At 34.4% G+C, this 23,397-nt stretch carries 19 protein-coding genes and 4 pseudogenes; 8 read left to right on the forward strand and 15 right to left on the reverse strand.

Annotation, left to right across the window (positions count from 1 at the left end; genetic code table 11):
* The first annotated feature begins 39 nt into the window (after positions 1–39).
* The 3 genes from ACQ9BO_RS10025 (at position 40) to yajC (ending at position 2,611) form a co-directional block, all read left to right on the forward strand.
* On the forward strand, positions 40–1,149 hold the full coding sequence (locus tag ACQ9BO_RS10025) for a Glu/Leu/Phe/Val family dehydrogenase (RefSeq protein ID WP_431244584.1): 1,110 nt from the start codon (positions 40–42) through the stop codon (positions 1,147–1,149).
* Positions 1,150–1,383: 234 nt separating this feature from the next.
* Positions 1,384–2,295 carry a transcription antitermination factor NusB gene (gene nusB, locus ACQ9BO_RS10030; RefSeq protein ID WP_431245097.1) on the forward strand — a complete coding sequence of 304 codons (912 nt, stop codon included), beginning with the start codon at positions 1,384–1,386 and terminating at the stop codon, positions 2,293–2,295.
* Between the two features lie 37 nt (positions 2,296–2,332).
* Positions 2,333–2,611, forward strand: a complete 279-nt coding sequence (gene yajC, locus ACQ9BO_RS10035) for a preprotein translocase subunit YajC (protein ID WP_431244585.1) — start codon at positions 2,333–2,335, stop codon at positions 2,609–2,611.
* 308 nt (positions 2,612–2,919) lie between these two features.
* Here the strand turns inward: yajC and ACQ9BO_RS10040 are convergent.
* The 8 genes and pseudogenes from ACQ9BO_RS10040 to ACQ9BO_RS10075 all read right to left on the reverse strand — a co-directional run bounded on the left by ACQ9BO_RS10040 (position 2,920) and on the right by ACQ9BO_RS10075 (position 11,374).
* Positions 2,920–3,479: pseudogene (locus tag ACQ9BO_RS10040) on the reverse strand (YdeI/OmpD-associated family protein).
* Positions 3,480–3,509: 30 nt separating this feature from the next.
* A complete protein-coding gene (gene pepT, locus ACQ9BO_RS10045) occupies positions 3,510–4,784 on the reverse strand; it encodes a peptidase T (RefSeq protein ID WP_431244586.1) in 1,275 nt (424 codons plus the stop codon).
* 136 nt (positions 4,785–4,920) lie between these two features.
* Complete coding sequence (locus ACQ9BO_RS10050) at positions 4,921–6,045, reverse strand: formylglycine-generating enzyme family protein (RefSeq protein WP_431244587.1); 1,125 nt, start codon at positions 6,043–6,045, stop codon at positions 4,921–4,923.
* 108 nt (positions 6,046–6,153) lie between these two features.
* Positions 6,154–7,128, reverse strand: coding sequence for a DUF6515 family protein (locus ACQ9BO_RS10055; RefSeq protein ID WP_431244588.1), 975 nt, complete (start codon positions 7,126–7,128; stop codon positions 6,154–6,156).
* A gap of 263 nt (positions 7,129–7,391) precedes the next feature.
* Positions 7,392–8,450, reverse strand: a complete 1,059-nt coding sequence (locus ACQ9BO_RS10060; protein WP_431244589.1) for an OprO/OprP family phosphate-selective porin — start codon at positions 8,448–8,450, stop codon at positions 7,392–7,394.
* Between the two features lie 105 nt (positions 8,451–8,555).
* Entirely contained in the window at positions 8,556–9,056 is a 501-nt protein-coding gene (locus ACQ9BO_RS10065; protein ID WP_431244590.1) for a hypothetical protein, read from the reverse strand.
* A gap of 93 nt (positions 9,057–9,149) precedes the next feature.
* The gene (locus ACQ9BO_RS10070; protein WP_431244591.1) at positions 9,150–10,292 is read right to left on the reverse strand and encodes a hypothetical protein; all 1,143 of its coding nucleotides are present in this window, start codon (positions 10,290–10,292) and stop codon (positions 9,150–9,152) included.
* Positions 10,289–11,374 (reverse strand): sulfatase-like hydrolase/transferase, encoded by a 1,086-nt coding sequence (locus tag ACQ9BO_RS10075; protein WP_431244592.1) that lies wholly within the window; start codon positions 11,372–11,374, stop codon positions 10,289–10,291. Before ACQ9BO_RS10075 ends, ACQ9BO_RS10070 begins: the two co-directional genes overlap by 4 nt.
* Positions 11,375–11,895: 521 nt before the next feature.
* Here ACQ9BO_RS10075 and ACQ9BO_RS10080 point away from each other — a divergent pair.
* Positions 11,896–12,929 (forward strand): annotated as a pseudogene (locus ACQ9BO_RS10080) (quinone-dependent dihydroorotate dehydrogenase).
* Here the strand turns inward: ACQ9BO_RS10080 and ACQ9BO_RS10085 are convergent.
* The gene (locus tag ACQ9BO_RS10085) at positions 12,915–13,628 is read right to left on the reverse strand and encodes a DUF3307 domain-containing protein (protein WP_431244593.1); all 714 of its coding nucleotides are present in this window, start codon (positions 13,626–13,628) and stop codon (positions 12,915–12,917) included. The pseudogene ACQ9BO_RS10080 and the gene ACQ9BO_RS10085 sit on opposite strands and share 15 nt — an antisense overlap.
* On the reverse strand, positions 13,625–14,011 hold the full coding sequence (locus ACQ9BO_RS10090; protein WP_431244594.1) for a hypothetical protein: 387 nt from the start codon (positions 14,009–14,011) through the stop codon (positions 13,625–13,627). Before ACQ9BO_RS10090 ends, ACQ9BO_RS10085 begins: the two co-directional genes overlap by 4 nt.
* Before the next feature lie 550 nt (positions 14,012–14,561).
* On the opposite strand from ACQ9BO_RS10090, the pseudogene ACQ9BO_RS10095 reads away from it, so the two are divergent.
* The 4 genes and pseudogenes from ACQ9BO_RS10095 (at position 14,562) to guaB (ending at position 19,128) form a co-directional block, all read left to right on the forward strand.
* Positions 14,562–15,428: pseudogene (locus ACQ9BO_RS10095) on the forward strand (hydroxymethylglutaryl-CoA lyase).
* Between the two features lie 79 nt (positions 15,429–15,507).
* Entirely contained in the window at positions 15,508–16,065 is a 558-nt protein-coding gene (locus ACQ9BO_RS10100; RefSeq protein WP_431244595.1) for a hypothetical protein, read from the forward strand.
* A complete protein-coding gene (locus ACQ9BO_RS10105; protein ID WP_431244596.1) occupies positions 16,062–17,462 on the forward strand; it encodes a DUF5723 family protein in 1,401 nt (466 codons plus the stop codon). The genes ACQ9BO_RS10100 and ACQ9BO_RS10105 overlap by 4 nt, the downstream gene beginning before the upstream one ends.
* Before the next feature lie 192 nt (positions 17,463–17,654).
* A pseudogene (gene guaB / locus ACQ9BO_RS10110) lies at positions 17,655–19,128 on the forward strand (IMP dehydrogenase).
* On the opposite strand, the gene ACQ9BO_RS10115 reads toward guaB, so the two are convergent.
* The 5 genes from ACQ9BO_RS10115 to ACQ9BO_RS10135 form a co-directional block, all read right to left on the reverse strand.
* Positions 19,116–20,012 carry a hypothetical protein gene (locus ACQ9BO_RS10115; protein WP_431244597.1) on the reverse strand — a complete coding sequence of 299 codons (897 nt, stop codon included), beginning with the start codon at positions 20,010–20,012 and terminating at the stop codon, positions 19,116–19,118. The pseudogene guaB and the gene ACQ9BO_RS10115 overlap by 13 nt on opposite strands.
* A 58-nt stretch (positions 20,013–20,070) precedes the next feature.
* Complete coding sequence (locus ACQ9BO_RS10120; RefSeq protein WP_431244598.1) at positions 20,071–20,268, reverse strand: hypothetical protein; 198 nt, start codon at positions 20,266–20,268, stop codon at positions 20,071–20,073.
* On the reverse strand, positions 20,213–21,214 hold the full coding sequence (locus tag ACQ9BO_RS10125) for an FAD-dependent oxidoreductase (RefSeq protein ID WP_431244599.1): 1,002 nt from the start codon (positions 21,212–21,214) through the stop codon (positions 20,213–20,215). Before ACQ9BO_RS10125 ends, ACQ9BO_RS10120 begins: the two co-directional genes overlap by 56 nt.
* A 234-nt stretch (positions 21,215–21,448) precedes the next feature.
* Positions 21,449–21,925, reverse strand: coding sequence for a L,D-transpeptidase (locus tag ACQ9BO_RS10130; protein WP_431245098.1), 477 nt, complete (start codon positions 21,923–21,925; stop codon positions 21,449–21,451).
* 508 nt (positions 21,926–22,433) lie between these two features.
* Positions 22,434–23,357, reverse strand: a complete 924-nt coding sequence (locus ACQ9BO_RS10135; RefSeq protein WP_431244600.1) for a hypothetical protein — start codon at positions 23,355–23,357, stop codon at positions 22,434–22,436.
* Between the last annotated feature and the right edge of the window lie 40 nt (positions 23,358–23,397).

Consider the following 23,397-nt stretch of genomic DNA (forward strand, 5'->3'; position numbering starts at 1 on the left):
TTGACAAATTCATAATTTTAACTAATTAATACTAGCGCTATGGATGCAACTTTCGCAACTGGAAAGGAACTTCAAAAAATGGATCCTGTTTTTGGTCAATTATCTTTTGACGATCACGAACAAATTGTATTTTGCAATGACAAAGATACAGGTTTAAAAGCAATTATTGGTATTCATAATTCGGTTATGGGGCCAGCTTTAGGAGGTACTAGAATGTGGAATTATAACACCGAGTGGGAGGCATTAAACGATGTTTTGCGTCTTTCAAGAGGAATGACTTATAAATCTGCTATTACTGGGCTTAATATTGGTGGAGGAAAAGCGGTTATTATTGGTGATGCAAAAACCCAAAAAACGCCTGAGCTAATGCGCAAGTTTGGAGAATTTGTTCATTCTTTGAGCGGAAGATATATTACAGCTGAAGATGTTGGAATGGAAACAAAAGACATGGACACTGTAAGAGATGTTACACCTTATGTAACTGGAATTTCTGAAGAAAGAGGCGGATCTGGAAATCCTTCGCCTGTTACAGCTTACGGAGTTTATTTAGGAATGAAAGCGACAGCAAAAAGCCAATTTGGCTCTGATGTTTTAGATGGCAAAAAAGTTTTGGTTCAAGGAATTGGACACGTAGGTGAGGCTTTAGTTGAATATTTGACTAAAGAAGGAGCACAGGTTACTATTTCTGATATCAACGAAGAAAAATTATATGAGGTAGCTCAAAAATACAACGCAACAATTTATACAGGTGAAGATTTGTACACTGCTGATGTTGATATTTATGCGCCATGTGCAATGGGAGCAATCATTAACGATAACACAGTAAACAAAATTAAGGCTAAAGTTATTGCTGGTGCGGCAAATAATCAATTAGCAGATGAAAATGTTCACGGGGCAAGATTGCAAGAAAGAGGAATTTTATACGCTCCTGATTTCTTGATTAACGCAGGTGGAATCATCAATGTTTACGCTGAATTAGCTCATTATGGTAAACCAGAAATTATGGCTAAAACCGAAAATATCTATAACACTACTTTAGAAATTATCGATTATGCTGTGAAAAACGGAATTACAACGCATAAGGCGGCACTTACAATTGCTCAAAATCGTATTGACGCAAGAAAATTAGAAAACGTCGCTAAGAAATAATTTTTTTAGTTTACAGTCTCAGTCTCAGTTTTCAGTTTATCTGGAAACTGAGACTTTTTTATTTGATTCTTAATATATTGTAGTAAATTGTGACTGCGACTGCAAACTGTGACTAAAAACTACCACTTTTTTACGAAATAATTTTAAAATAAGCTTCGAAAGTTATACTTTTGCAGACTAATTTTTAAATGTTCTTACAAGGTGGTAAATAGAAGACACATACGCGTTAAAGTAATGCAATCCATTTATGCAATGCATCAAAGCGGTTCTGACAATATGGAAAAAGAAGAGAAATTTCTTTTTTACAGCATTGACAATATTCAGGACTTATACCTTATAATGCTTTCTTCATTGATTGAAATTTGCAAAAAAGAGTCAGTTTTTTTACATCTTTCAAGCAAAAAACATCTTGCAACTGCCGCAGAACGTAATCCTAACGAAAAGTTTGTAAAAAACAAAATTTTTCAACTTCTTGCCGAAAGCAATTCTCTTAGCATCGCTTTAGAAACTCGTAAAATCAATAATTGGTCATTAAATGATGATTATATCATTTTGCTTTTGAATGATATTAAAGCAAGTGATATTTACAAAAAATACATGAGCAACAATGTCAATACATTTGAAGAAGACAGACAATTTATAGTTGATTTGTTTGAAAATGTTATTGTTCCGAATGAAAAATTATACGAATATCTGGAAGATGATAAATTAACTTGGGTTGATGATATTCCGGTTGTAAACACGCATATCGTTAAACAATTAAAAGCAATCAAAACGGAAGACCCAGATGCTTTTAGAGTTCCGAAATTATATAAAGATGTTGAGGATAAGGATTTTGCAAAAGATTTATTCAGAAGAACTGTTTTGAACGAAGCAGTTTTAGCAAAAGAATACGATGACAAAACGCCAAATTGGGACAGCGAGCGTATTGCAGAAATTGATACTATTATCTTGAAAATGGCAATTTGCGAATTTTTGAAATTCCCATCAATTCCTGTAAAAGTAACTCTTAACGAATATTTAGAAATTGCAAAAGAGTATTCTACACCAAAAAGCAGTATTTTTATCAACGGAATTTTAGATAATCTGGTAAAAGAACTTACTGCCAATAAAAAGATGGTAAAAGTAGGACGAGGATTAATGTAAAAATAAATTAATAATCAATAATTATAAAATATAAAAAATGGGAAATTACATGTTGTATCTTCAGCTAGGTCTAATGGGAGTAATTATTTACTTATTTATGTTTAGACCAGCTCAGAAAAAAGCAAAAGCGGAAAAAGAATTTAAAGAAGCTTTAAAAGTTGGAGATAAAGTTGTTACTATTGGAGGAATTCATGGAAAATTAACTGAATTAGGCGAAACGACAATTGTAATTGAAACAATGTCAGGAAAATTGAAATTAGATAGATCGTCACTTTCAATTGAAAAAACGGTCGCTTTGAATGCTAAAAAAGCTTAAGGTTTTAAATTTCAAAAAAATATTAAATCCCAAATTCCAATGGAGTTTGGGATTTTTTTTGTGATGAAATTCGCCTCAATCTTGTCATTCCGAGGTACGAGGAATCTCCACAAGAAACTCTACAAAGATTGACGATTTTCGTTACGGAGCTACTTGCGAAGATTCCTCGTACCTCGGAATGACAAACTTTACGGATAAATTTTGTTAGAGATAGAAAAATTAAAAAACCTTAGTCAAAGTTTTAAACTTTGACTAAGGTTTAGTCTCGTATAGTTTTGGAATTAGGATTTTAAATATTGGATTTTAATCTACCTGTACTTATCATTCAATCCAATATTTTCTAATATCATCGGAATCACTTTTTCGATTCTTGAAATTTTGGTTTTTTCCTGTTTTGCAGTTTCAATATATTCTAAAAACTCATATTGTTTATAAGGAGAAAACTTTTCAAAAGCTTCTTTTAAAGCAGGATTCTGATTCATTTCTTTATTCAAAAGTTCAGATACAATTGCTTCTTTTTTAGAAGGTTTTATGACTTTCCCTTGTTTCTCATTTTCGATGGCTTCTTTTATGTATTCCAAAATGACTATTTCGTCTATTTCTTCTTTTGAAGAAAATCGCCATTGTCTCAAAGATTTTGTTACTTCTTCCTGAGCATTAATTAATTTCTTTTTTCATCTTTTAAAAAAACGCCATTAAAAAACCACAAGGCAAAATAATCCTTAAATCCTCCAATTCCAACAACATTTTTTTTGTCAAAAACATAAACACAGCCTCCCCATTTTGTGGTTTCGGTTAAAATTGTTTTGTCAATAATGGCTTTCAGCAGGATCAATTCTTCTTCCCACTGACCACCATATTTCCACATGCCTTTATTTTCAGTTGTTGGTTCCAATAGTTATTTTCTTTTAGGTTTTTCGTTTACGTCAAAAATCCCTGGAATTGCAGTTAACTCAGCAATTTTTACAATTACATCAGTAGCTTTTTGGATGCTTTCTGCAGGAACGTATTCATATTTTCCATGGAAGTTATGTCCGCCGGCAAAAATATTCGGACAAGGCAATCCCATAAATGATAATTGAGAACCATCAGTTCCGCCACGAATTGGTTTGATGATCGGTTTTATGTTTAATTCTCTCATTGCTTTTTCAGCAATATCGACAATGTATTTTACAGGTAAAACCTTTTCTTTCATATTGTAATATTGATCTTTTACAACTGGAATTACAATATCTTCCCCGAATTTTTTGGCATATTTTTTATTGAAGTTTTTCGCAATCTTGAAAATAAGTTCTTTTCGTTTTTCGAATCTCTTTTTGTTGTGATCACGAATAATCAATTCTAGAACGGTTTCTTCGATATTTCCTTTAATATGATGAACGTGAAAAAATCCTTCATAACCCTTTGTTTCCTGAGGTGTTTCGCCTTTCGGAAGTTCGTTGATGAATTCATTTGCTAAGAGCATCGAATTGATCATTTTCCCTTTTGCATAACCTGGATGAACGCTTTTTCCTTTGAAAGTGATTTTGGCTCCAGCCGCATTAAAATTTTCATATTCCAATTCGCCAATCTGGCTTCCATCCATTGTGTAAGCCCATTGTGCTCCAAATTTCTCAACATCAAAATGATGTGCGCCTCGACCAATTTCTTCATCTGGAGTAAAACCAACTCTAATTTTTCCGTGTTTAATTTCAGGATGCTGAATTAAATATTCCATCGCCGAAACGATTTCTGTAATTCCAGCTTTATCATCGGCACCTAACAAAGTCGTTCCATCGGTTGTAATGATGGTTTGGCCTTTATATAAAAGCAAATCTTTAAAGTAATCTGGGGATAAAACAATGTTTTTCTCAGCGTTCAAAATGATATCTTTTCCATCGTAATTCTCAACAATCTGAGGTTTTACATTTGCTCCGCTAAAGTCCGGCGAAGTGTCAAAATGCGAAACAAAACCAATTGTAGGAACTTCATGCTCAACATTGCTAGGCAAAGTGGCCATAATGTATGCTTTATCGTCTATTGTAACCTCTTGCATTCCAATAGCTTTTAGTTCTTCGACTAATTTATTGGCAAGATTCCACTGTTTTTCTGTACTTGGTGTTGTTTGTGAATTCGGATCTGATTCAGTATCAATTGTTACATAACTGATAAAACGATCTATGATATGTTGCATTTTTTTGTTTTTTTAGCAAATATAGAAATTTTTTCTCCAAGAAAATTTAGCTTTCAATATCTGAATTAATAAAAAAAGGGATTCGATAATGAATCCCTTTTTGATGTTTTAAGTTTATTATTTGCTTTTTACGCATCTAAAACCAACGTGGTTTGCGAGCAGATCTGATTTCGCCTTTTCCTCTTGTCCCCACCATATAGCGTGTGCAGTATTGATCTGTACATAAAAATGAGCCACCTCGATGAACTCGTTTTACTTCAGATGGATCGCTAGGATCATAATACGCACTTGGTCCTTGCGGATTTTTTGTTACTTCGCCACTTTCGGCCAAAGTTTTGTAATAATCCACACTATACCAGTCGTTGACCCATTCCCATACATTTCCAGCCATATCATACAAACCGTAGGCATTTGGAGCAAATTGTGCTGTTGGTGCAATTCCTTTGAAGCCATCTTCGCCTGAATCGCCATCTTTTATAGGAAAGTGGCCTTGATAAATGTTAGCCTGAAATTTTCCATTAGGTTTTAAAGAATTTCCCCAAGCGTAAAGATTTCCGGTTTTACCTCCACGAGCCGCAAATTCCCATTCTGCTTCAGTTGGAAGTCTTTTTCCTGCCCATTTTGCGTAAGCAACTGCATCTTCATATACTACATGTACCACAGGATATTTTTCTTTTCCTTTAATAGTGCTCTGCGGACCTTCAGGATGTCTCCAGTCCGCGCCTGGCTCATAGCGCCACCATTGCAGAAAATTATTTAAATTAACTGCTGAAGGTGTAGGAGTAAAGACAACAGAACCTGTAACTAAATCTTCTTCATTTGCCGTTGGGAATTCCTCTTTTGTTGGTTTTTGTTCGGCAACTGTTACATAACCAGTTGCTTTGACAAATTTTTCAAATTCTTCGTTGGTTACTTCGGTTTGATCCATATAATAACCATCAACATATACACGATGAATAGGAGCGGCATCTTTTGTGACACCTTTTATGCTACATAAGCTTTCATCTTCAACATTTGATCCCATCGAAAATTCACCACCCGGAATCCAAACCATACCTTTTGGTGCTTTTCCAGCAGGTTTTGTTTTGTTTTCAATTGTGGGTTTAAATGCAGATGCTTCTGAAGTGTTTGGAGTTTCATGACATTCTGTTGCTTCTGCAACCACTTTTTCTTTCGGCTCGATAAATTTTGTTACACCGTAAGCAAGTGAAATTATTGAAATTGTCAATATTCCGAAAATCCAAAATGTTTTATTTTTCATTGAAATAGTTTTAAGTATGTATTGGCTGTTAATAGATGATAAAATTATAAAAATAAATATTTAATAGTCTATTTATTTTATAGAATTTATAGGATAATTTGTTTTTAATTATTCTTTCTCCACTGAAACAACCTCATATTTATCTTTTCCGTCAACTTGAACTGGTTGATAATAGGTTTCGCCAAATTTTACATATTTTGCATCTCCTATGGTTACTTCTTCACCTCCTTCAGGCAATTTATCGACTACTGTTCCAGCGGTTGGTGCAACTACAGTATATTTTCCGCCATCTTTTTCGTAATAAGTACCTCCGTAATAATAATTATTAACGGTTCCGGTATTTACTGTTTCTGCTCCACTTGGAATATTATTTACAGTACCACCAACAGGCGCCGGGACGGCTGTATAACCTCCATTGGTAGAGGTGTACCAAACTCCCTGATCGTAATGATATTTTTCGTTTTGAACGCTAACAATTATTGCAGTAGTTGCCAATGTTGCTACGAAAAATCCCCAGGGATGCCAAACTGGTCCCCAATAAAACGGTACATAAGGGCGAGGATAATAAGGATGATAGCAATTGTATCTGTAGCCACCATATACATATGGAGGGCGGGTATATGGTCTGTAACCTGGTCTAACAACAGTATTTCGGTTGTTGCGAACATGAACGCTATTATTAACGTTTATATTAACGTTGTTTCTGTTTCTGTTTACAGTATTGCCGCTGATATTCGTATTTCGGTTTCCAGAATTATTAATACGGTTGGTATTGTTCACAGTTCCGTTATTGCGGATGTTGCTATTATTTGTCGAAGGATTAATTCTTGTACCGCCATTATTTGCTCCTGGCCTAGTTGTATTAGAAGGTCTATTTACTTGAGGTCTGCTTGCAGTTGGTCTAGACTGCATAGCTGGACGCGCTTCTCTTGTTGGTCTTGCTTGTCTTGTAGCTCCACCGCCTCCAGCTCCGTGAAAACCACCACGCCCACGTTGCGCAAAACCATCCATTGAAATCATAAAAAGCGATGTAACGAAAAACAAACAAACCGTTTTTCTAATTGTTTTGGTTATATTTTTCATTTTCAGAGTTTTAGTTTTATAAAGTTATTAAAAAAAAGATTTATCATTAAAATTTAACGAAATTTCCTTTTATGCTTCTCTCGGCTTATAATGAAATATCCCATTGTATTCTAAAGCGCCAGCCTTGTTCTAATGGCAAGGTTTTATCCTGAAAACTAAAGTAACTGACTTCAGAAGTCAGTTTGTTTTTATGACCATTAAAGAACCAATTAAAAGCGATAGTAGTTTCATCTTGTAAATTTTCTCGTAAACTATTGTCAGGTCTATATGCGGCATGTCTTGCTCGCCATCTCTAGGTGTTCAGGCCACCATTTAAAAGTATTATGAAAGAAATAACCCGCCTGAACATAATAACCTTTCATGACAGTCATGTTGTCGTTGTTGTATTTGTCAATTATTTCTTTTGTGTGCAATTCGCTTTGCCATGAAAAACCGCGATACATAAAAGCAGTTTCCAAATTCCATTGATTTACTCTATATTGACCGGGACCACCATCTTCAAATCCGTCTAGAGAGCCTCCTCCAGCTTGTGAGAATCGAGTATATGGGCTTCGATTGGTAATAGCAGAAAAAGCAACAATAGGTGTTGGTTTTTCGTGAAATTCTAAATCACAGCCTTCAAAATCTAAAAATCGGCCTAAGAAATTCCATTGTGCTCTTCCAAAATACATGAGATTATTATCGTCATTTGAAGTGCTTCCGCGACCTGTTCCAGTCAAGGTCGCAAACCAATAATTAAAATCGGCAATACCTTTTCCTTTTAAATGGCCATAAACTTCGGCTCCTAATTGTCGATCGACCGTAAAAGGTCGATTAATTAGTGATCGATCCACCATTTGCTGTTCGCCACTACTAATGAAACGTTCACGAGTAAATTCTGTTTTCCATTGTCCGACTTTAAAACTCAAATAATCCCATTTTTCAATCATTAATCTGAAATCAAGCAAATTGGATTGACTCAATTCATATTCCCAGTAATATTTAAGCCAAGGCTCAAAAGCATGACCGCCGACTTTTAATCTAGCACGGTTTATTTTAAAAGTAGTTTTAGCATCCTGACTGTAATCATCATAAGTTAGTGGATCTGTATCATTGGGTGTTGAAAAACGAAATTGGAGTCGGCTATGTAATTGGAATAAAAATTTATTGTCCTTTGTGCGCAATTCAAATCCCTTGTCTCCATATCGAACCGTCATTATTTTTGAGGTATCTTTTTCTTTTTCTTCGAGCTGTGCCATTCCATTAAAACCAATTAAAAGCATTAAGGATGTCAAAAAGCATCTTGACATCGAAACAATTTTATTTGTTTTATATATGTGCATAGTAGGTTTAATAATTTAGATGATAAGTTTATTTTCCTCCAAAATTTTTTGCGATTCCTAGACCAATTCCCCAGCTGTCATAAGCATTCCATTTAAAGTCATAGCTCACAGTGCCAAATATTTCCCAGTCTTTCGGAAGTTCATACCCGTATTCGACACCGGCTCGAGTGAGGAAAAATCTTCTTCTTTGGCAAATTCACCTCCAAACCCCAATAGAAAACTCCAATGTTCGTTTGGTTTGTAAATTCCCATAAGAGCAGGGGCAATAGGATAACTTCTTTCAACAGTTTCTTTATCTTCTTCGTTGGCATATACTTTTTCGACTTTATATTTTTCCATTATAAAGTCGGTATGAAGACCAAGGGCCCATTTTTCATGAAATTGATAAGTGTAATCAATTCCCCACGCAGGAAGCGTTAAAGTTTCCCGATTTCCTTCGTCATCACGTCCTTCAAAAACATGAACATGATTAATCGAAATGCCTATTTGATGATGCGGATGAAAAGTTTTTTCTTCGTTTTCCTGAGCTGAGACTTTGTTTGGAATGATTAAGTACAAAAAGGCTGTTAGAAAAAGTGTTTTTTTAAGATGGCTTGTACTAGTCATTGTGAATTAGTTTTTAATCTTTAATAAAAAAGAGGTATTTTATTCACTTTTTTAAGTACATAAATACCTCTTTTAATTCTGTTTTTCTATAGGCTATTCGCTTTTCATAATTCTTAAAGCTTCTTTGTTAAGGTCTTCATAGCTTTGTTCGCTAATATCAACACCAACACCTAAGATTTCTCCACCTTTAAAAGTGCCTGGTGATTTATATTGATGACTTACAGCGTCGCCACTATCGAATCCTACACAAAGACCATCACCAGAAAGTGTGAATTTACCAGGTTGTGTTTTCATAGGGCCTTTGGCTACTTCTTTGCCGTCAATGTATAAATGACCTGTACCAATTTGTTCTCCGTTTTTACCGGTGCTTTCTCTTACAAACTCAAATCCTAAGGCATGTTTACCAGGAGTTAAGGTAGCCGATGAAACAAAAGTTTGTTCTGGCTGAATTCCTAAGAAATTATAAACATAGTATAACTTATTGTCTTTGATGAATAAAGAGTGTCCTCCAAAGCGGGATCCGTGAGCAAAAACTACTCCTGAAGCTCCCGATTTAATATCTACATCACCTACAATTTTGTATGAACGACCACGTACGTTTACTGCTACACCTTCTGGTACGGCGACAGTTCCAGGATAGTAAATGTAACGAGTCTTTGGTTTTTCTTGAGAAGGACGTTCCGTGCTTAATAATTCCATAGGAGAACGGTCGTCTAGTGGTAAAACTAAATTTTTATCCGCTTCTTCAAACCAAGCGGCTTTAAGTTCTTTTAATTTTTCAGGGTTCTTTTTAGCCAAATTGTTTGATTCAGCTCTGTCCACATCTACATTATACAATTCCCATTCGTCTTTGTCAAAGTTGCTTTTACCTGTAAGCGGTACGTGTACAGCCACTGCTTTCCAACCGTCTTTCCAAATGGCACGAGTCCCTAACATTGTATAGTACTGTATGTGTTTTTGAGTAGGAGCGTCTGGTTTGGCATCAAAGGAGTATTTCATAGAAACTCCAGAAAGAGGGTACTGTGGTATATTATTAAATGTTTTAGGCATTTCTAAACCACAGATGTCTAAAATGGTAGGAACAATATCGGTAGAGTGATGGTATTGATTACGGATTTCACCTCGTGCTTTAATTCCTTTTGGCCACGAAATTACTAATGCATCACATGTTCCTCCTGCATAGTTACTGTAACGTTTGAACATTTTGTAAGGAGCAGAGAAAGTCTGCAGCCTCAACCAGTTGGATAATGTTCGTATGTATCAGGACCTCCTAGTTTATCCAAATATTTTAAATTTTCAGATAATTCATCAGGATAACCGTTAAAGAATTTGTTTTCGTTTACAGATCCAGTTGGAGAGCCTTCACCAGAAGCACCATTATCGGCGGCATAAAGAACCACAGTATTTTCTAACTGACCAGTTTTTTCTAAATACTCAATAACACGTCCTACTTGAGCATCAGTGTATTCTGAGAAACCGGCATACACTTCGGCTAGTTTAGAGAATAATTTTTTCTCATCAGCACTTAGTGTATTCCAAGGTTTTACATAATCACCAGGATTAGCAATGTTAGGAGGTAAGAAATTGAAATCGGTGTTTTTAGTTCCTTTAGGTACAATTCCTTTAGCAATCATACGAGGTAATACCCATTCGCGGTATGCATCGTAACCAGCATCAAATTTTCCTTTGTATTTAGCAATGTACTCTGCTGGTGCATGGTGTGGTGCATGGTTCGCTCCAGGGCAATACCACATATACCATGGTTTAGAAGGGTTGGTGGCTTTTTGGTCTTTGATATATTCAATGGCTTTATCGGCTAAATCTTTAGATAAGTGATATCCTTCTTCAGGAGTGTAAGGTGCCTCAATAAAGTGATTGTCTTCTACTAAATCAGGATACCATTGGTTGGTTTCACCCCCTATGAATCCGTAATAGCGGTCAAAGCCCATTTGAGTTGGCCATTGTACTTTGGAGCCTCCAGAAGAAACGTCTTGTTCCGGTACGTTGTGGTTTTTTCCAATCCAGAAAGTACTCCATCCTGCTTGTTGTAATACTTGACCAATAGTAGCACACTGAGCTGGGATTTGTCCGTTTGCTCCAGGATAACCATCTGTAGTTTCGGTGATGGATGCCATACCGTTTAAGTGGTGGTTACGCCCTGTTAATAAAGTAGAACGAGTTGGCGAACATAATGCCGTAGTGTGCCATTGGGTATAGGTAATACCATTGTCCGCTAATTTTTGTAGTGTTGGCATGTTGATGGCTCCTCCATAAGGTGACCAGGCGACCTGTCCTGTGTCATCGTATAAGATAAACAATATGTTTGGTGCGCCTTCTGGAGCCGCTTTTTGGTATAGGGTTTCCAGTCTGGTTTTGAATTTCTAATGTCAAGTTCGATGACACCATGGAAGTTTTTCTTTACATCTTCTCTAGGATCTGCCTGAGCTGATAGCTTCGTAGTTAAACCTAATGAAAGGAATAACAGAAGTGTTAAAAGCAATAATTTGTTGCTGGCTTTCATAATTTTAAGGTATTAATTAATTTATTTTGAATATTGATAATGTCAGAAAATCAGAAATGAGTTTAAGATTATAGAAATTGTGTGTAAATTCTTCAAATTTAAACAATCTCTAACCCAAGGGGCTCTTTTTCAGGGTAGGGACATGTTTCATTTTATAATTTGCAACCAAAAAAAACATGTTTCGGAGCATTTTTTTGAATTCAACTTTAAGATATTAAAGAATCGAACAAAATTCAAATTATTTGTTTTTTATAAAAAAGCACCTTTTTAAACTATAATATTTAAATTTGCACCCGAAAACAACACAACAAAATTCTTATGTATAAATTGATAATTCGTCCGATACTTTTTTGGTTTGATCCTGAAGAAGTGCATTACTTTACTTTTTCATTCGTAAAATTCATTTCAAAAATCCCCGGAGTTTCATCAATTATAAGAGCAATCTACGAAGTAAAAGACAGTCGTTTAGAGCGAGAAGTTTTTGGAATAAAATTTAAAAACCCTGTTGGACTTGCCGCAGGTTTTGATAAAGATGCCAAGCTGTACAAAGAATTAGGCGATTTTGGTTTTGGTTTTATTGAAATCGGAACCGTGACTCCAGTTGGTCAGGAAGGAAATCCAAAAAACGTTTATTCCGTTTAAAAGAAGATCAAGCGATTATTAACCGAATGGGATTTAATAATGGCGGAGTTCTGGAAGCTGTAGAACGTTTGAAGAAAAATTCAGGTGTTTTAATTGGAGGAAACATCGGAAAAAATAAAGTGACTGATAACGAAGAGGCAGTTAAAGATTATATCATTTGTTTCGATGCTTTATATGACCATGTTGATTATTTTGTGGTAAATGTGAGTTCACCAAATACGCCAAATTTAAGAGCGCTTCAAGATAAAGAACCTTTGACAGCTTTGTTGCAGACTTTGCAAAACAGAAATGTTGAAAAACAAAAAACAAGCACTCAAAAAGTAAAACCTATTCTTTTAAAAATTGCTCCGGATTTGACAGATGAACAATTATTAGATATTATTGATATTGTAAAAACAACTCAAATTGCAGGTGTAATTGCAACAAATACTACAATTTCGAGAGAAGGTTTACAATCTGCTAATCAATCTGAAATGGGAGGTTTATCCGGAAAACCATTGACAAAACGCTCTACAGAAGTGATTCGTTTTCTTTCAGAAAAAAGTAATAAAGCATTCCCAATTATTGGAGTAGGAGGAATTCATTCTGCCGATGATGCCATCGAAAAACTAAACGCAGGAGCAAGTTTAGTGCAATTGTACACAGGATTTATTTATGAAGGCCCGGCGTTGATTAAAGCAATCAACAAAAAAGTTTTAGCACAGCTGTAATAGTGCTTGAATTGCTAATCCGGTAAGGATAGAAATTCCGAAACTAATTAAAGTACCAATCATTACATATTCGGTAAGTTTTCTGTCTTTGGCTTCTTGTAAATCTCCAAACCTAAAAATAGATTTGGCGACCAATAAAAAACCGATTGCTTCGAAATGTCCTGTCAAAATAAAACAAACTACAAATAGACGTTCTAATATGCCAATGTAATTTCCTGCATTGGCAAGCGAATTGTCTTGATGGCTGTTCTGGCTCTCCGGACTCCAAATAGAAATGATGGTTTTGATAAAAATAGATGTGGGTTTAGTAACCAATATAAAACCTGTCGTTAAAATCCAAAATTCATTCGAAGGAAGAAAAGGGATAATGCTATTTCTGTGATACAAGAGTGCAATTCCAATTAAAATCAAAAGATGTGCAATTTGATCGACTACAAACCAAGTGCGTTTGTTTTCGGGTTTCTGAAAATTCAATTTGATTAAATCGATGATGCCGTGAGTAACAGCAATCAAAATAGCATAAGGGATAAAGTAGATTTCTCCAACTAAAACGGTCGCCAAAACTCCGTGAAGCAAAATATGAAGATATAAGTAGATACTTTTATATTTTTTGTTTTCCTTGTCGATAACCCAGGAATTAGGTCGCCAGATAAAATCGCCTAATAAATGTGCTAAAAGCAGTTTTATAAATATAATCATGGGGCAAGTTGTTTTATTTGAGTTCTAAAATATCGGTCTAAATTCATGACTAGATCAAATTGGGCGCGTTTTTGTCTTCGGCTTACGGCGGCTTGATTAATGCCTAATTTTTGTCCAAGCTCTTCCTGAGACAAATTTGGATTTTCAATTGCCAAAGCGACAAACTCAGCTGATTGTGCCAGCCAACTGTCCATAAAAGTTAAAGCCAGTTGAATCATTAAATTCATTTTTTCATCGAAATCTGTATTGTCGGTTCGCATAGCTAAAGTGACTTTTTGCTTTTTTAAAGTTTCAAAAAGCTCTCCCGAATGTATAAATGCAGAACCATAGCTTTCGGAAATTTTTTCAGCATCATGTGTTTTATCTCCAAAACCAATACTCATACGCGCATCCGATTTTATGGCTCTTAAACGAGCTTTTACTAAAATGGCCGTTATTAAAGCTTCTTCAGGGTTTTTTACTTCAATTTGAAATTCATCTCCGCGATAAATTTCCCACTGTTTGGGCGTAACGCCAAGTGGACTCAGGATTTTTTTAAATCCTCAACCCAATGATTTGATTTCTGTTGCCTTGAACCAATAATGTCGCCTGTAATTACACTAGTCATAACCAAATATAATTAAAAAATTATAAACTTTCTATTACAAATATAAGTAATGTTTTTTGTTATTACGTTTTTTGGTAATATTTTGTTTTATTACAATTTTTGGTAATAATTTTTATAATTACAATTTTCCGCAATAATTATAGCGAAGCATAGTAGAGGCGCACAGCAGTGCGTCTACACAAAGAGAATCCAAAATGTAGGGAACACAATACGTTAGATGCAATGCAGTGCATCTCTACAAAAAATACATGTTCAGAAACAGAAAGGCGACATAATTTTTATTTCTTTAAAAAAGAAACTAACTTAGCTTTACAAAAGAAAAAGTTTTGAATAAAGAAATCAAGATTATCGAATGTCCGCGAGATGCAATGCAAGGCATCAAGGATTTTATTCCAACAAAAAACAAGGCTACTTATATTCAAGCATTGCTTCGAGTAGGTTTTGATACTATTGATTTTGGAAGTTTTGTGTCTCCAAAAGCGATTCCGCAAATGCAGGATACGGTCGCCGTTTTGGCACAGCTTGATCTTTCGCAGACTTCAAGCAAATTGCTTTCAATAATTGCTAATACGCAAGGTGCGGCTCTGGCTTCAGAATTTGAATCGATTCACTATTTAGGATTTCCTTTTTCGATATCTGAGAATTTTCAGATGCGTAATACACATAAAACAATCGCCGAATCGCTGATTACTTTAGAAGAAATTCTAGAAATTGCCGATAAAAAAATAAAGAAGTTGTAACATACCTTTCAATGGGTTTTGGAAATCCGTATGGAGATCCCTGGAATGTTGAAATTGTAGGCGAGTGGACAGAAAAATTGGCTGGAATGGGCGTAAAAATCCTTTCGCTTTCAGATACCGTAGGAAGTTCGACACCAGATGTTATAACGTATCTTTTCTCTAATTTGATTCCGAAATATCCTCAAATCGAGTTTGGAGCACATTTGCATACGACCCCAGACAGTTGGTTCGAAAAAATCGATGCCGCGACAGAAAGCTGGATGCACCCGTTTTGATGGTGCGATTCAAGGATTTGGAGGTTGTCCTATGGCAACTGATAAGTTGACGGGAAATATGCCTACAGAAAAATTGGTTTCGTACTTTACTGCAAATAAAAAAATTACAGGCTTAAATTCATTAAGTTTTGAAAGTGCTTATAATGAGGCTTCAAAATTATTTGGTAAGTTTCATTAAAAAAATCTTATATTTACTTATCAAAGCAATAAAAGCAACAGTCCCCAGTTGTTACTATTATTTTAAAATTCTTTCAGCCATGAAATTGAATTGCATCAATAGTATAGTAAGGGTTTTCGCGGTAGCGATTTTGTTTTTATCGTGTTCAAGTGATCTAGATTTTGATCAGGTACATGATTTAAAACTAGAACCAGTATATGTTGCCAATCTCGCTTATTTTGATATTCCGGCAAATGAGCTAATTGCCGATGGAGGAGTTCAGATCGCTTATGATTCCAGAAATTTTGATGTTTTCAAAAAACAGTTTCTCAGAGACTATTTGGCAAAAGCTGAATTTGATGTAGAGATTGAAAACACTATTGCGCGAGGCTTTGTGATCAACATGCTGTTTTTAGATTCTCAAGATCAAATTCTTACTACTTCATCTTATACTGTACCTGCTTATAAAGGAAGTCCAAATGTGATTAAATACCCTACCGAAGTTTTTGAAAATCAAAGATTAGCACTTTTAAAGCAAACCCAGAAAATTGGTTTTGTTGTTCTGATGACTTCTGGAGCTCCTCTAGATGAAAACAGCGTGGGGAATATAAAACTGCGATCAAGTGCAACAACTTATTTTGAAATCGAAGTAGAATGAGGGCAAAATTCTTGATTTTCGGACTGCTTTTTCAGCTTTCTTGTTTTTCTCAAAATAAGGAAGTGTTGTATAATTTCACATCAATTCCGCAATCGTCATTAGTAAATCCTGGTGCAGATGTTTCGTATAAATATTATTTTGGATTTCCTGTATTGTCTGGAATCTCATTCAATGCAGGATCGAGCAGTTTTTCGGCTTATGATTTATTTGCAAATAATGGAGTCGATTTTAATCAGAAAGTGAGAGACGTTGTCAATAAATCTTCGCGAAATGACAAAGTAGTTACAAATGAACAGCTGGAAGTGTTTTCTGGCGGATTCAGAGTTGGAGGAAGAGAAAGCCGATCTTATGTTTCATTCGGTCTCTATCAGGAATTTGATTTTTTTATGTACATGCCAAAAGACCTAGCAATACTAGCTTTAGACGGAAACAAAAATTACATGGGGAAAGTTTTTCATCTGGATGATTTAAATGTCAAAGCCGAAGTTCTTTCTGTTTTTCATGTAGGATTTCACAAAAAAATGAACGACAAATTAGTGCTTGGTGGTCGTGCGAAAATTTATTCCAGTGGTGCAAATGCAACTTCTGTTCACAATTCTGGTTATATATTTACTGCACAAGAACCTGGAACACCCAATCTTTATACCCAAATTATTTCGTCAAATTTAGAACTTAAAACATCTGGGCTGGCTCCTTTCACGAAAGATGAATATGACGGAAATATTGCAAGAGATATTGCTCATAACACTTTTTTCAACGGAAGTTTGGGTTTGGGATTAGATGCTGGAGTGACTTATTATCCAAAAGAAAATCTTCAGTTTACTGCCAGTATTATTGACCTCGGATTTGTAAATCAGTCAAAAGACATTGAAACGCTTACCTATAAAGGAGTTTATCAATATCAAGGAGCAAATCCAGATTTTACAAATCCAGATGACCCTGAAAATGTTTTTGATGAATTTAAGAAAGCAATTCCGCGAGACACATTATACAATAAGTATACAACATGGCGCCCGACAAAAATATATGCATCTGCCGAATATTCGTTTGGCAATTATCGCTCAAATACTGATTGTAATTGTAAAGACCAAGTAAAGGAAAGATATAGGAATGCAGTGGGACTTCAGTTTTTTGCTATGACAGCCCCTAGAGAACCGCTTGTTGCTTTAACGGCTTTTTATAAGCGAAATATTTTTGAAAAATTAGATCTAAAAGCGACTTACACAGTCGATACATTTTCGAGCACCAATATTGGCCTCGGGCTTTCGGGAACAATTTGGAAACTTAATATTTATGCGTTAGTAAATAATGTTTTAGAATATAAAGATATTTCAAAAGCAAACAGCGCGGCATTTCAACTCGGAATCAATTTTGTTTTTCAAGATCCAGAAGAATAAATTCCAAAAAAAGGAAATTTCAAATTCCAAGAACAAAACTTCATTTTCGGTTTGTATTGGAATTTGGAACTTAGTTTTTGGAATTTTAAATTCGTAAGTTTTTTCCTGTAAATGCAATTTTATGAATTAGTTAGTATTCAAGTTAGCAATTTATTCACTATATTTGCACGCAATTCAACTAGAAATTGCACCATGATAGCACACAACTCCAAGATTATCGGCGAAGGTTTAACTTACGACGATGTATTATTAGTACCTAACTACTCGAATGTGCTTCCTCGCGAAGTGAGTATCAAATCAAAATTTTCAAGAAACATCACATTAAATGTTCCAATTGTATCTGCGGCTATGGATACAGTTACTGAGAGCGCTATGGCTATTGCTATGGCACAAGAAGGCGGAATTGGTGTTTTACATAAAAATATGACTATCGAACAACAAGCAGGAAAAGTTCGAAAAGTAAAACGTGCAGAAGCTGGAATGATCATTGATCCAGTTACTTTGCCAATGACTTCAACAATTGCTGACGCAAAAAATGCCATGAAAGAATTCGGAATTGGCGGTATTCCAATTGTTGACGAAAACAAAATCTTAAAGGGCATTGTTACTAATCGCGACTTACGTTTTGAGAAAAATGGTTCTCGACCAATCGCTGAGGTAATGACAAGCAAAAACTTGGTTACTGTTGCCGAAGGAACTTCATTAGAGCAAGCAGAAGTAGTTTTGCAAGGTCATAAAATTGAAAAACTTCCGGTGGTAAATGCTAAAAACGAATTAGTAGGCTTAATTACCTTTAGAGATATTACAAAACTGACTCAAAAACCAATCGCAAACAAAGATTCTTTTGGTCGTTTAAGAGTTGCCGCCGCTATTGGAGTTACTGGAGATGCAGTTCAAAGAGCTGAAGCTTTAGTAAATGCAGGTGTAGATGCAATCATTATTGATACCGCACACGGACATACCGAAGGTGTGGTAAATACATTAAAAGAAGTAAAATCAAAATTCCCTCAAATAGATGTAATTGTTGGAAACATTGCTACTCCAGAAGTCGCTAAATATTTAGTAGAAAATGGTGCTGATGGTGTAAAAGTAGGAATTGGACCTGGTTCTATTTGTACTACACGTATCGTTGCAGGTGTTGGTTTTCCTCAATTCTCAGCAGTTTTAGAAGTTGCTTGCAGCAATTAAAGGTTCTGGTGTTCCGGTTATTGCCGATGGTGGAATTCGTTATACAGGAGATATTCCTAAAGCAATCGCCGCAGGTGCTGACTGCGTAATGTTAGGTTCATTATTAGCAGGAACAAAAGAATCACCAGGTGAAACTATCATTTTTGAAGGAAGAAAATTCAAATCTTACCGCGGAATGGGGTCTGTTGAAGCAATGCAAACTGGTTCAAAAGATCGTTATTTCCAAGATGTTGAGGATGATGTTAAGAAATTAGTTCCAGAAGGAATTGTTGGACGTGTTCCTTACAAAGGCGAATTGAACGAAAGTATGCTTCAATTTATAGGTGGTCTTCGTGCAGGTATGGGATATTGCGGCTCAAAGGATATTCCAACTTTACAAGAAACTGGGCGTTTTGTTAGAATTACTTCTAGCGGAATCACGGAGAGTCATCCACACAACGTAACTATTACAAAAGAGGCTCCAAATTATTCTAGATAATTTTTAGTTTTCACTATAAAGCAAAAGGCGTAAGAAATAAATCTTACGCCTTTTTTATTTTTTGAAATTTTGCAAATTTGTTTAAAATCACTTTTTGATTTCAATTGCATAGAAAAATCAGTGTGTTTCAGGCCGAGACTAAATTCCATGTCTAAATTATTTTCAACCATAAAATGATTTGGAATGTCATATACCAAATTGCCTTTTCCTTTTCCAGTTCCACTTGTTTCAAATCTGTTGTCTGACATTTTCATTGTGTACGTTTGTACAATATCAAAAAAGGCATTTTTTGAATCCATGCTTTTTAAGGTGTAAGTTGTGGTAATCACCATTTCAAAGCTGATTCCAGCAATCGGTATGACTAGCGGATTATCTTGACTGAATGATTCTCCAATTTTTAGTTTTTTCTGTGGCAAAAGCAGTTGCGAAAAGGTGCTTTGAACCATTTGGAAAATCGTATTTTTTAGGTTTTCTTCCATGCCTTTGGCAACAATAGAATCCATTTTAGGCATTGTAGTTAAAGAACTTTTTCCATACAATAGAGTGCCGCTCGGGATTATGGTTTTTCCATTTGCATCATAAGATTTTAGGTACTCGATAGTAATCGGAAAATTTCCATCCTTGCCAGTTTTTCCAGTTTTAGAGACCGTCTCGACATTAAAAGTGTTTTTTATTTTTGTTGGATTTTCAGTTCCGTTTTCCTTTAATACTTCTAGAAATTTTTCTGACCCTGAATAAGCTATTTCATAATCTGAAGAATTGCTTGTGTTTTGATTATAGATGGTTTCTGGCGCATAACCTGCTTTGAAATCTAAAACTTGATTAGATTGTCCATAATTTAAAGCCGTTGTACAAATAAAAAGGAAAAGGAATATTTTTTTCATGGTTGTTTTTTATGCAGTTTTTTCTGCTTATTCAAAACGAAAATATGAAATTAAAACTTTACTCAACTCTACTACTTAAAATATCTTCTGCAGTTATATCAGAATGTAGTAAATCTTCCATTTTTTTGGTCATTCTTTGTGCTTGTAGTGCATAACCAAACATTTTTTGTTCGTAATCAGTAATTGCATCATCAATTGTTTCAAATTTTCCGTTGGTCAGGTTTTCGGTTAAATGAAAAGCATCGTATAATCCCATATTTGCGCCTTCGCCAGCAAACGGAGGCATTAAATGTGCGAGCATCACCAACAAGCGTGATATTTGAATGCTTTTTCCAGGATTCTTCTAAAGAAAATAATCGTAAAGGTAATCCAGAGAATTCAGTAGCAACAGCAAAGAATTTTTTATAATCTTCTCCCCAGTTTTTAAACATTTCATTCAAAAAAGAAATGACTGTTTTGTCATCTTCAAAATTGATTCCGTGATTTGAAATCCAGTTTTCATGAGCTTTAAAAGAAACCCCAAAATGCACAGAACCATCTCGCATCGTGTGCGTATAAAACATTTTTTGTTCTCCCATTGCCATTACATTTCCGTTCCCGTATTTCGGTTTGAATTCTGGATAATCTTGTTCTGGATTTGTGATTTCACCCTGAATAATATAAGTTCCAGAAAGTTGAGGTTCTTGATCGCTTACAAATTTTCTGGCATTTGATCTTCCGCCATTCGCCACAATTACGAAATCGGCTTTTGTTGTTGTTCCGTTTTTAAATTCTAAAATGTATTGACCTTTTTCTTTTTCAATATTTATTAATTGACTGTCCCAAGCAACAGTGTTTTCTTTAAGATTTTCCAGCATAATTTTTCGCAAATCATTACGATCAATTTCTGGTCTTGAATAGGCGTGTGTTTCACTCGGCATTTCATCAGAAGTAATATTTCCGTCTATATCAGCCATTTTTTCGCCAGTTGGGCGTGCATATTTATAAAACTCTTCCATCAACCCAGCTTTTTGGATCGCATATTGGCCTGAATCCGAATGAATATCAAGAGTTCCTCCAGAAGTTCTGGCTTGCGCATTCATGTCTCTTTCATAAACTTTTACATCAGCACCATTGATTTGTAAAATTCGAGCGGTTGTAAGCCCGACTGGCCCTCCGCCAATAATGGCAATTTTTTTATTTTCTATAAGTGAAGTTTTCATTTTGTCAATAAGATTTAATTCATAATAAAAATTTGCTTGAATAATATCAAGCTAATAATTCGATGCAAAGATATAATAATAAATGAGTGTTTATTCATTTATTGTAAAAAAAGAAACTTACTTGTTGTGATGTTTTTACAATACGTTTGAAATGGCATACCAAACAAAATGAATTTTAAATAAGAAAGACCGCTTAAGTTGCGGTCTTTCTTGTCTGATAGGTATAATATATTTTTAAAGTGTTTCTGTATGTTCAGATTCTCTAAGTTTTTGATTTTCTAATATTTGAGGCAGAAAAGGCTTGGTTTGATTTTCAATTTCATTTTCTGAAATATTTAATGTTTTTGGATCTGAAGCCATTTTTAGCCAAGGTTTTGGTTCATCAAAATTATAACTTCCAAAAACAACTACTGGGGTGCCTTTGACTTTCACGTTTTCTCTGTCTTTCAAAATCCATTCATCGGCAAATTTGTAAAGGTATTTGGCATCTTTTTCCTGAAGTCTTAAACAAGAATGCGACACCGGATAACCTGGTAATTCATATTGGTGAAAACCAACGCCAAGTTTGTTTTCGATGTTGAAATTCCATTTCAAATCCCATTCGTCATTGAAAGTACTTGTCGTTTGTTCGGCTTTCCAATTGGTAAAAAATAATCCGGTTGGAGTAGGATCTTTTTTCTTCCCATGTTTGTTGGGCCGGTACGAACTAATTCGCCGTTTTCATAAGCGACAAAAGCTTGAGTAGGATAGGAGAAAATAATGATTTTTGAAACCTCTTCTAAAGCAGAAACATGGAGTGGAAATGGCATATAATACACCAAATCGCCACTGAAATCTGCAGGAATAACAACCGAATCCAGTTTCTTGAAATTGGCTTTATCGGTTCTGTTTAAAGCGTAAACAAGATTCATTTTTGTGCTGTCGGCTTCATTTATTTTAAGCCATTCTTTAGTGTTTTGAATTTGATAAGAAACAGTTGTTTCAGGTTTTTTATATTCAATTACTTTTCTTTCTTTTTTATTTTCTGATAATTGTACGGTTTCACTTTTTTTACAAGAACCTAGTAAAACTAACATCAATAGAAGTAGGGCGTTTGCTGAATAATATAACTTTTTCATAGGTAGTAATTTTATGAAAGTAAAGTTATAATGAGGATAGCCGAAAAGGGTTACATAATTTTTTAAATTGTTTGTTTCATTTTCATTTCAAAGCGTTCACCTTAAATATCTATATAATTTTTACATTGAGAATATAAATTTTCGATGTTTTTTATATCTGTTAATTCCAAATTGTATTTTACTATTTCTCTGACATGCTTAAATTCTAGGACTATTTTGTTTATTTTGTTATCATTTTTTTGATTAAAAACTTCATTAGAAATAGCATCTAAATTTATTGAAAGAGTACGTATATAAAAATCTAATTCAGGGTCAGAATCCTCGTCAAACTCTGTACTTACAAGATTTGAGTTTATTTTAAAACCTATTTCTTTATTTCCGAATTCAAAATTTATTTTTTCTAGATGAAAGTAATGCGAGTAATATTCTTTTAAATTAAAAATTTTACTTAATTGAGAATCTTTAAATATAATAATTAAGCAAAACGAGTATCTCTTTAAATGTTTCTCATGCCATCGATTATTAAATTTTATTATTGCTGGATTGATATTAATCTTCTGATAATCAATAATTGGATTTTTGGGACACATTATTAAATGATTGGAATTTTTAGATTCACTATATGTATGTAGTTCATCTGTAATTAAATTCCAGTTTTCAATGTGAGAATTAAACAAGTGAAATTCCTTAAAAATTTTGTTATTATTTAAAAAATTTAGAATTAAAGTTTTATTGAATTTTTCTGGCTCTATTTTAAATACTAAGGAATCTTGTTGTTCGAGACTATTTATTATTCTGCAATTGACAAATATAAATGCCCTCCCATAATTTTCTAACTCACGTCTTAATTGAATAGTTAAATCTAAATTACAATCAGATAATTTTTGTTTAAATCTAAAAACATAACTATCATTTACTAATATTTCAATTGGATAATTTTCTACAATTCCATTTTTAAAACTTGAATAATAATCGAGTATATTGTTATAAGGTCTTATAAGTCTACTTAGTCCGATTGTTAGCATATCATAGTGTTTTAAATCAAATACTAAAATAGTAAAAATC

The sequence above is a fragment of the Flavobacterium sp. P21 genome (assembly GCF_050632225.1).
Lineage (GTDB): Bacteria > Bacteroidota > Bacteroidia > Flavobacteriales > Flavobacteriaceae > Flavobacterium.

What these genes read in the sequence shown, in the direction of transcription:
- ACQ9BO_RS10025 (WP_431244584.1), top strand. Translation starts at nt 40, where the DNA reads ATGGATGCAACTTTCGCAACTGGAAAGGAACTTCAAAAAATGGATCCT.
- nusB (WP_431245097.1), top strand. Translation starts at nt 1,384, where the DNA reads ATGCAATCCATTTATGCAATGCATCAAAGCGGTTCTGACAATATGGAA.
- yajC (WP_431244585.1), top strand. Translation starts at nt 2,333, where the DNA reads ATGGGAAATTACATGTTGTATCTTCAGCTAGGTCTAATGGGAGTAATT.
- pepT (WP_431244586.1), bottom strand. Translation starts at nt 4,784, where the DNA reads ATGCAACATATCATAGATCGTTTTATCAGTTATGTAACAATTGATACT.
- ACQ9BO_RS10050 (WP_431244587.1), bottom strand. Translation starts at nt 6,045, where the DNA reads ATGAAAAATAAAACATTTTGGATTTTCGGAATATTGACAATTTCAATA.
- ACQ9BO_RS10055 (WP_431244588.1), bottom strand. Translation starts at nt 7,128, where the DNA reads ATGAAAAATATAACCAAAACAATTAGAAAAACGGTTTGTTTGTTTTTC.
- ACQ9BO_RS10060 (WP_431244589.1), bottom strand. Translation starts at nt 8,450, where the DNA reads ATGCACATATATAAAACAAATAAAATTGTTTCGATGTCAAGATGCTTT.
- ACQ9BO_RS10065 (WP_431244590.1), bottom strand. Translation starts at nt 9,056, where the DNA reads ATGACTAGTACAAGCCATCTTAAAAAAACACTTTTTCTAACAGCCTTT.
- ACQ9BO_RS10085 (WP_431244593.1), bottom strand. Translation starts at nt 13,628, where the DNA reads ATGATTATATTTATAAAACTGCTTTTAGCACATTTATTAGGCGATTTT.
- ACQ9BO_RS10090 (WP_431244594.1), bottom strand. Translation starts at nt 14,011, where the DNA reads ATGAGTATTGGTTTTGGAGATAAAACACATGATGCTGAAAAAATTTCC.
- ACQ9BO_RS10100 (WP_431244595.1), top strand. Translation starts at nt 15,508, where the DNA reads ATGAAATTGAATTGCATCAATAGTATAGTAAGGGTTTTCGCGGTAGCG.
- ACQ9BO_RS10105 (WP_431244596.1), top strand. Translation starts at nt 16,062, where the DNA reads ATGAGGGCAAAATTCTTGATTTTCGGACTGCTTTTTCAGCTTTCTTGT.
- ACQ9BO_RS10115 (WP_431244597.1), bottom strand. Translation starts at nt 20,012, where the DNA reads ATGAAAAAAATATTCCTTTTCCTTTTTATTTGTACAACGGCTTTAAAT.
- ACQ9BO_RS10120 (WP_431244598.1), bottom strand. Translation starts at nt 20,268, where the DNA reads ATGGGATTATACGATGCTTTTCATTTAACCGAAAACCTGACCAACGGA.
- ACQ9BO_RS10125 (WP_431244599.1), bottom strand. Translation starts at nt 21,214, where the DNA reads ATGAAAACTTCACTTATAGAAAATAAAAAAATTGCCATTATTGGCGGA.
- ACQ9BO_RS10135 (WP_431244600.1), bottom strand. Translation starts at nt 23,357, where the DNA reads ATGCTAACAATCGGACTAAGTAGACTTATAAGACCTTATAACAATATA.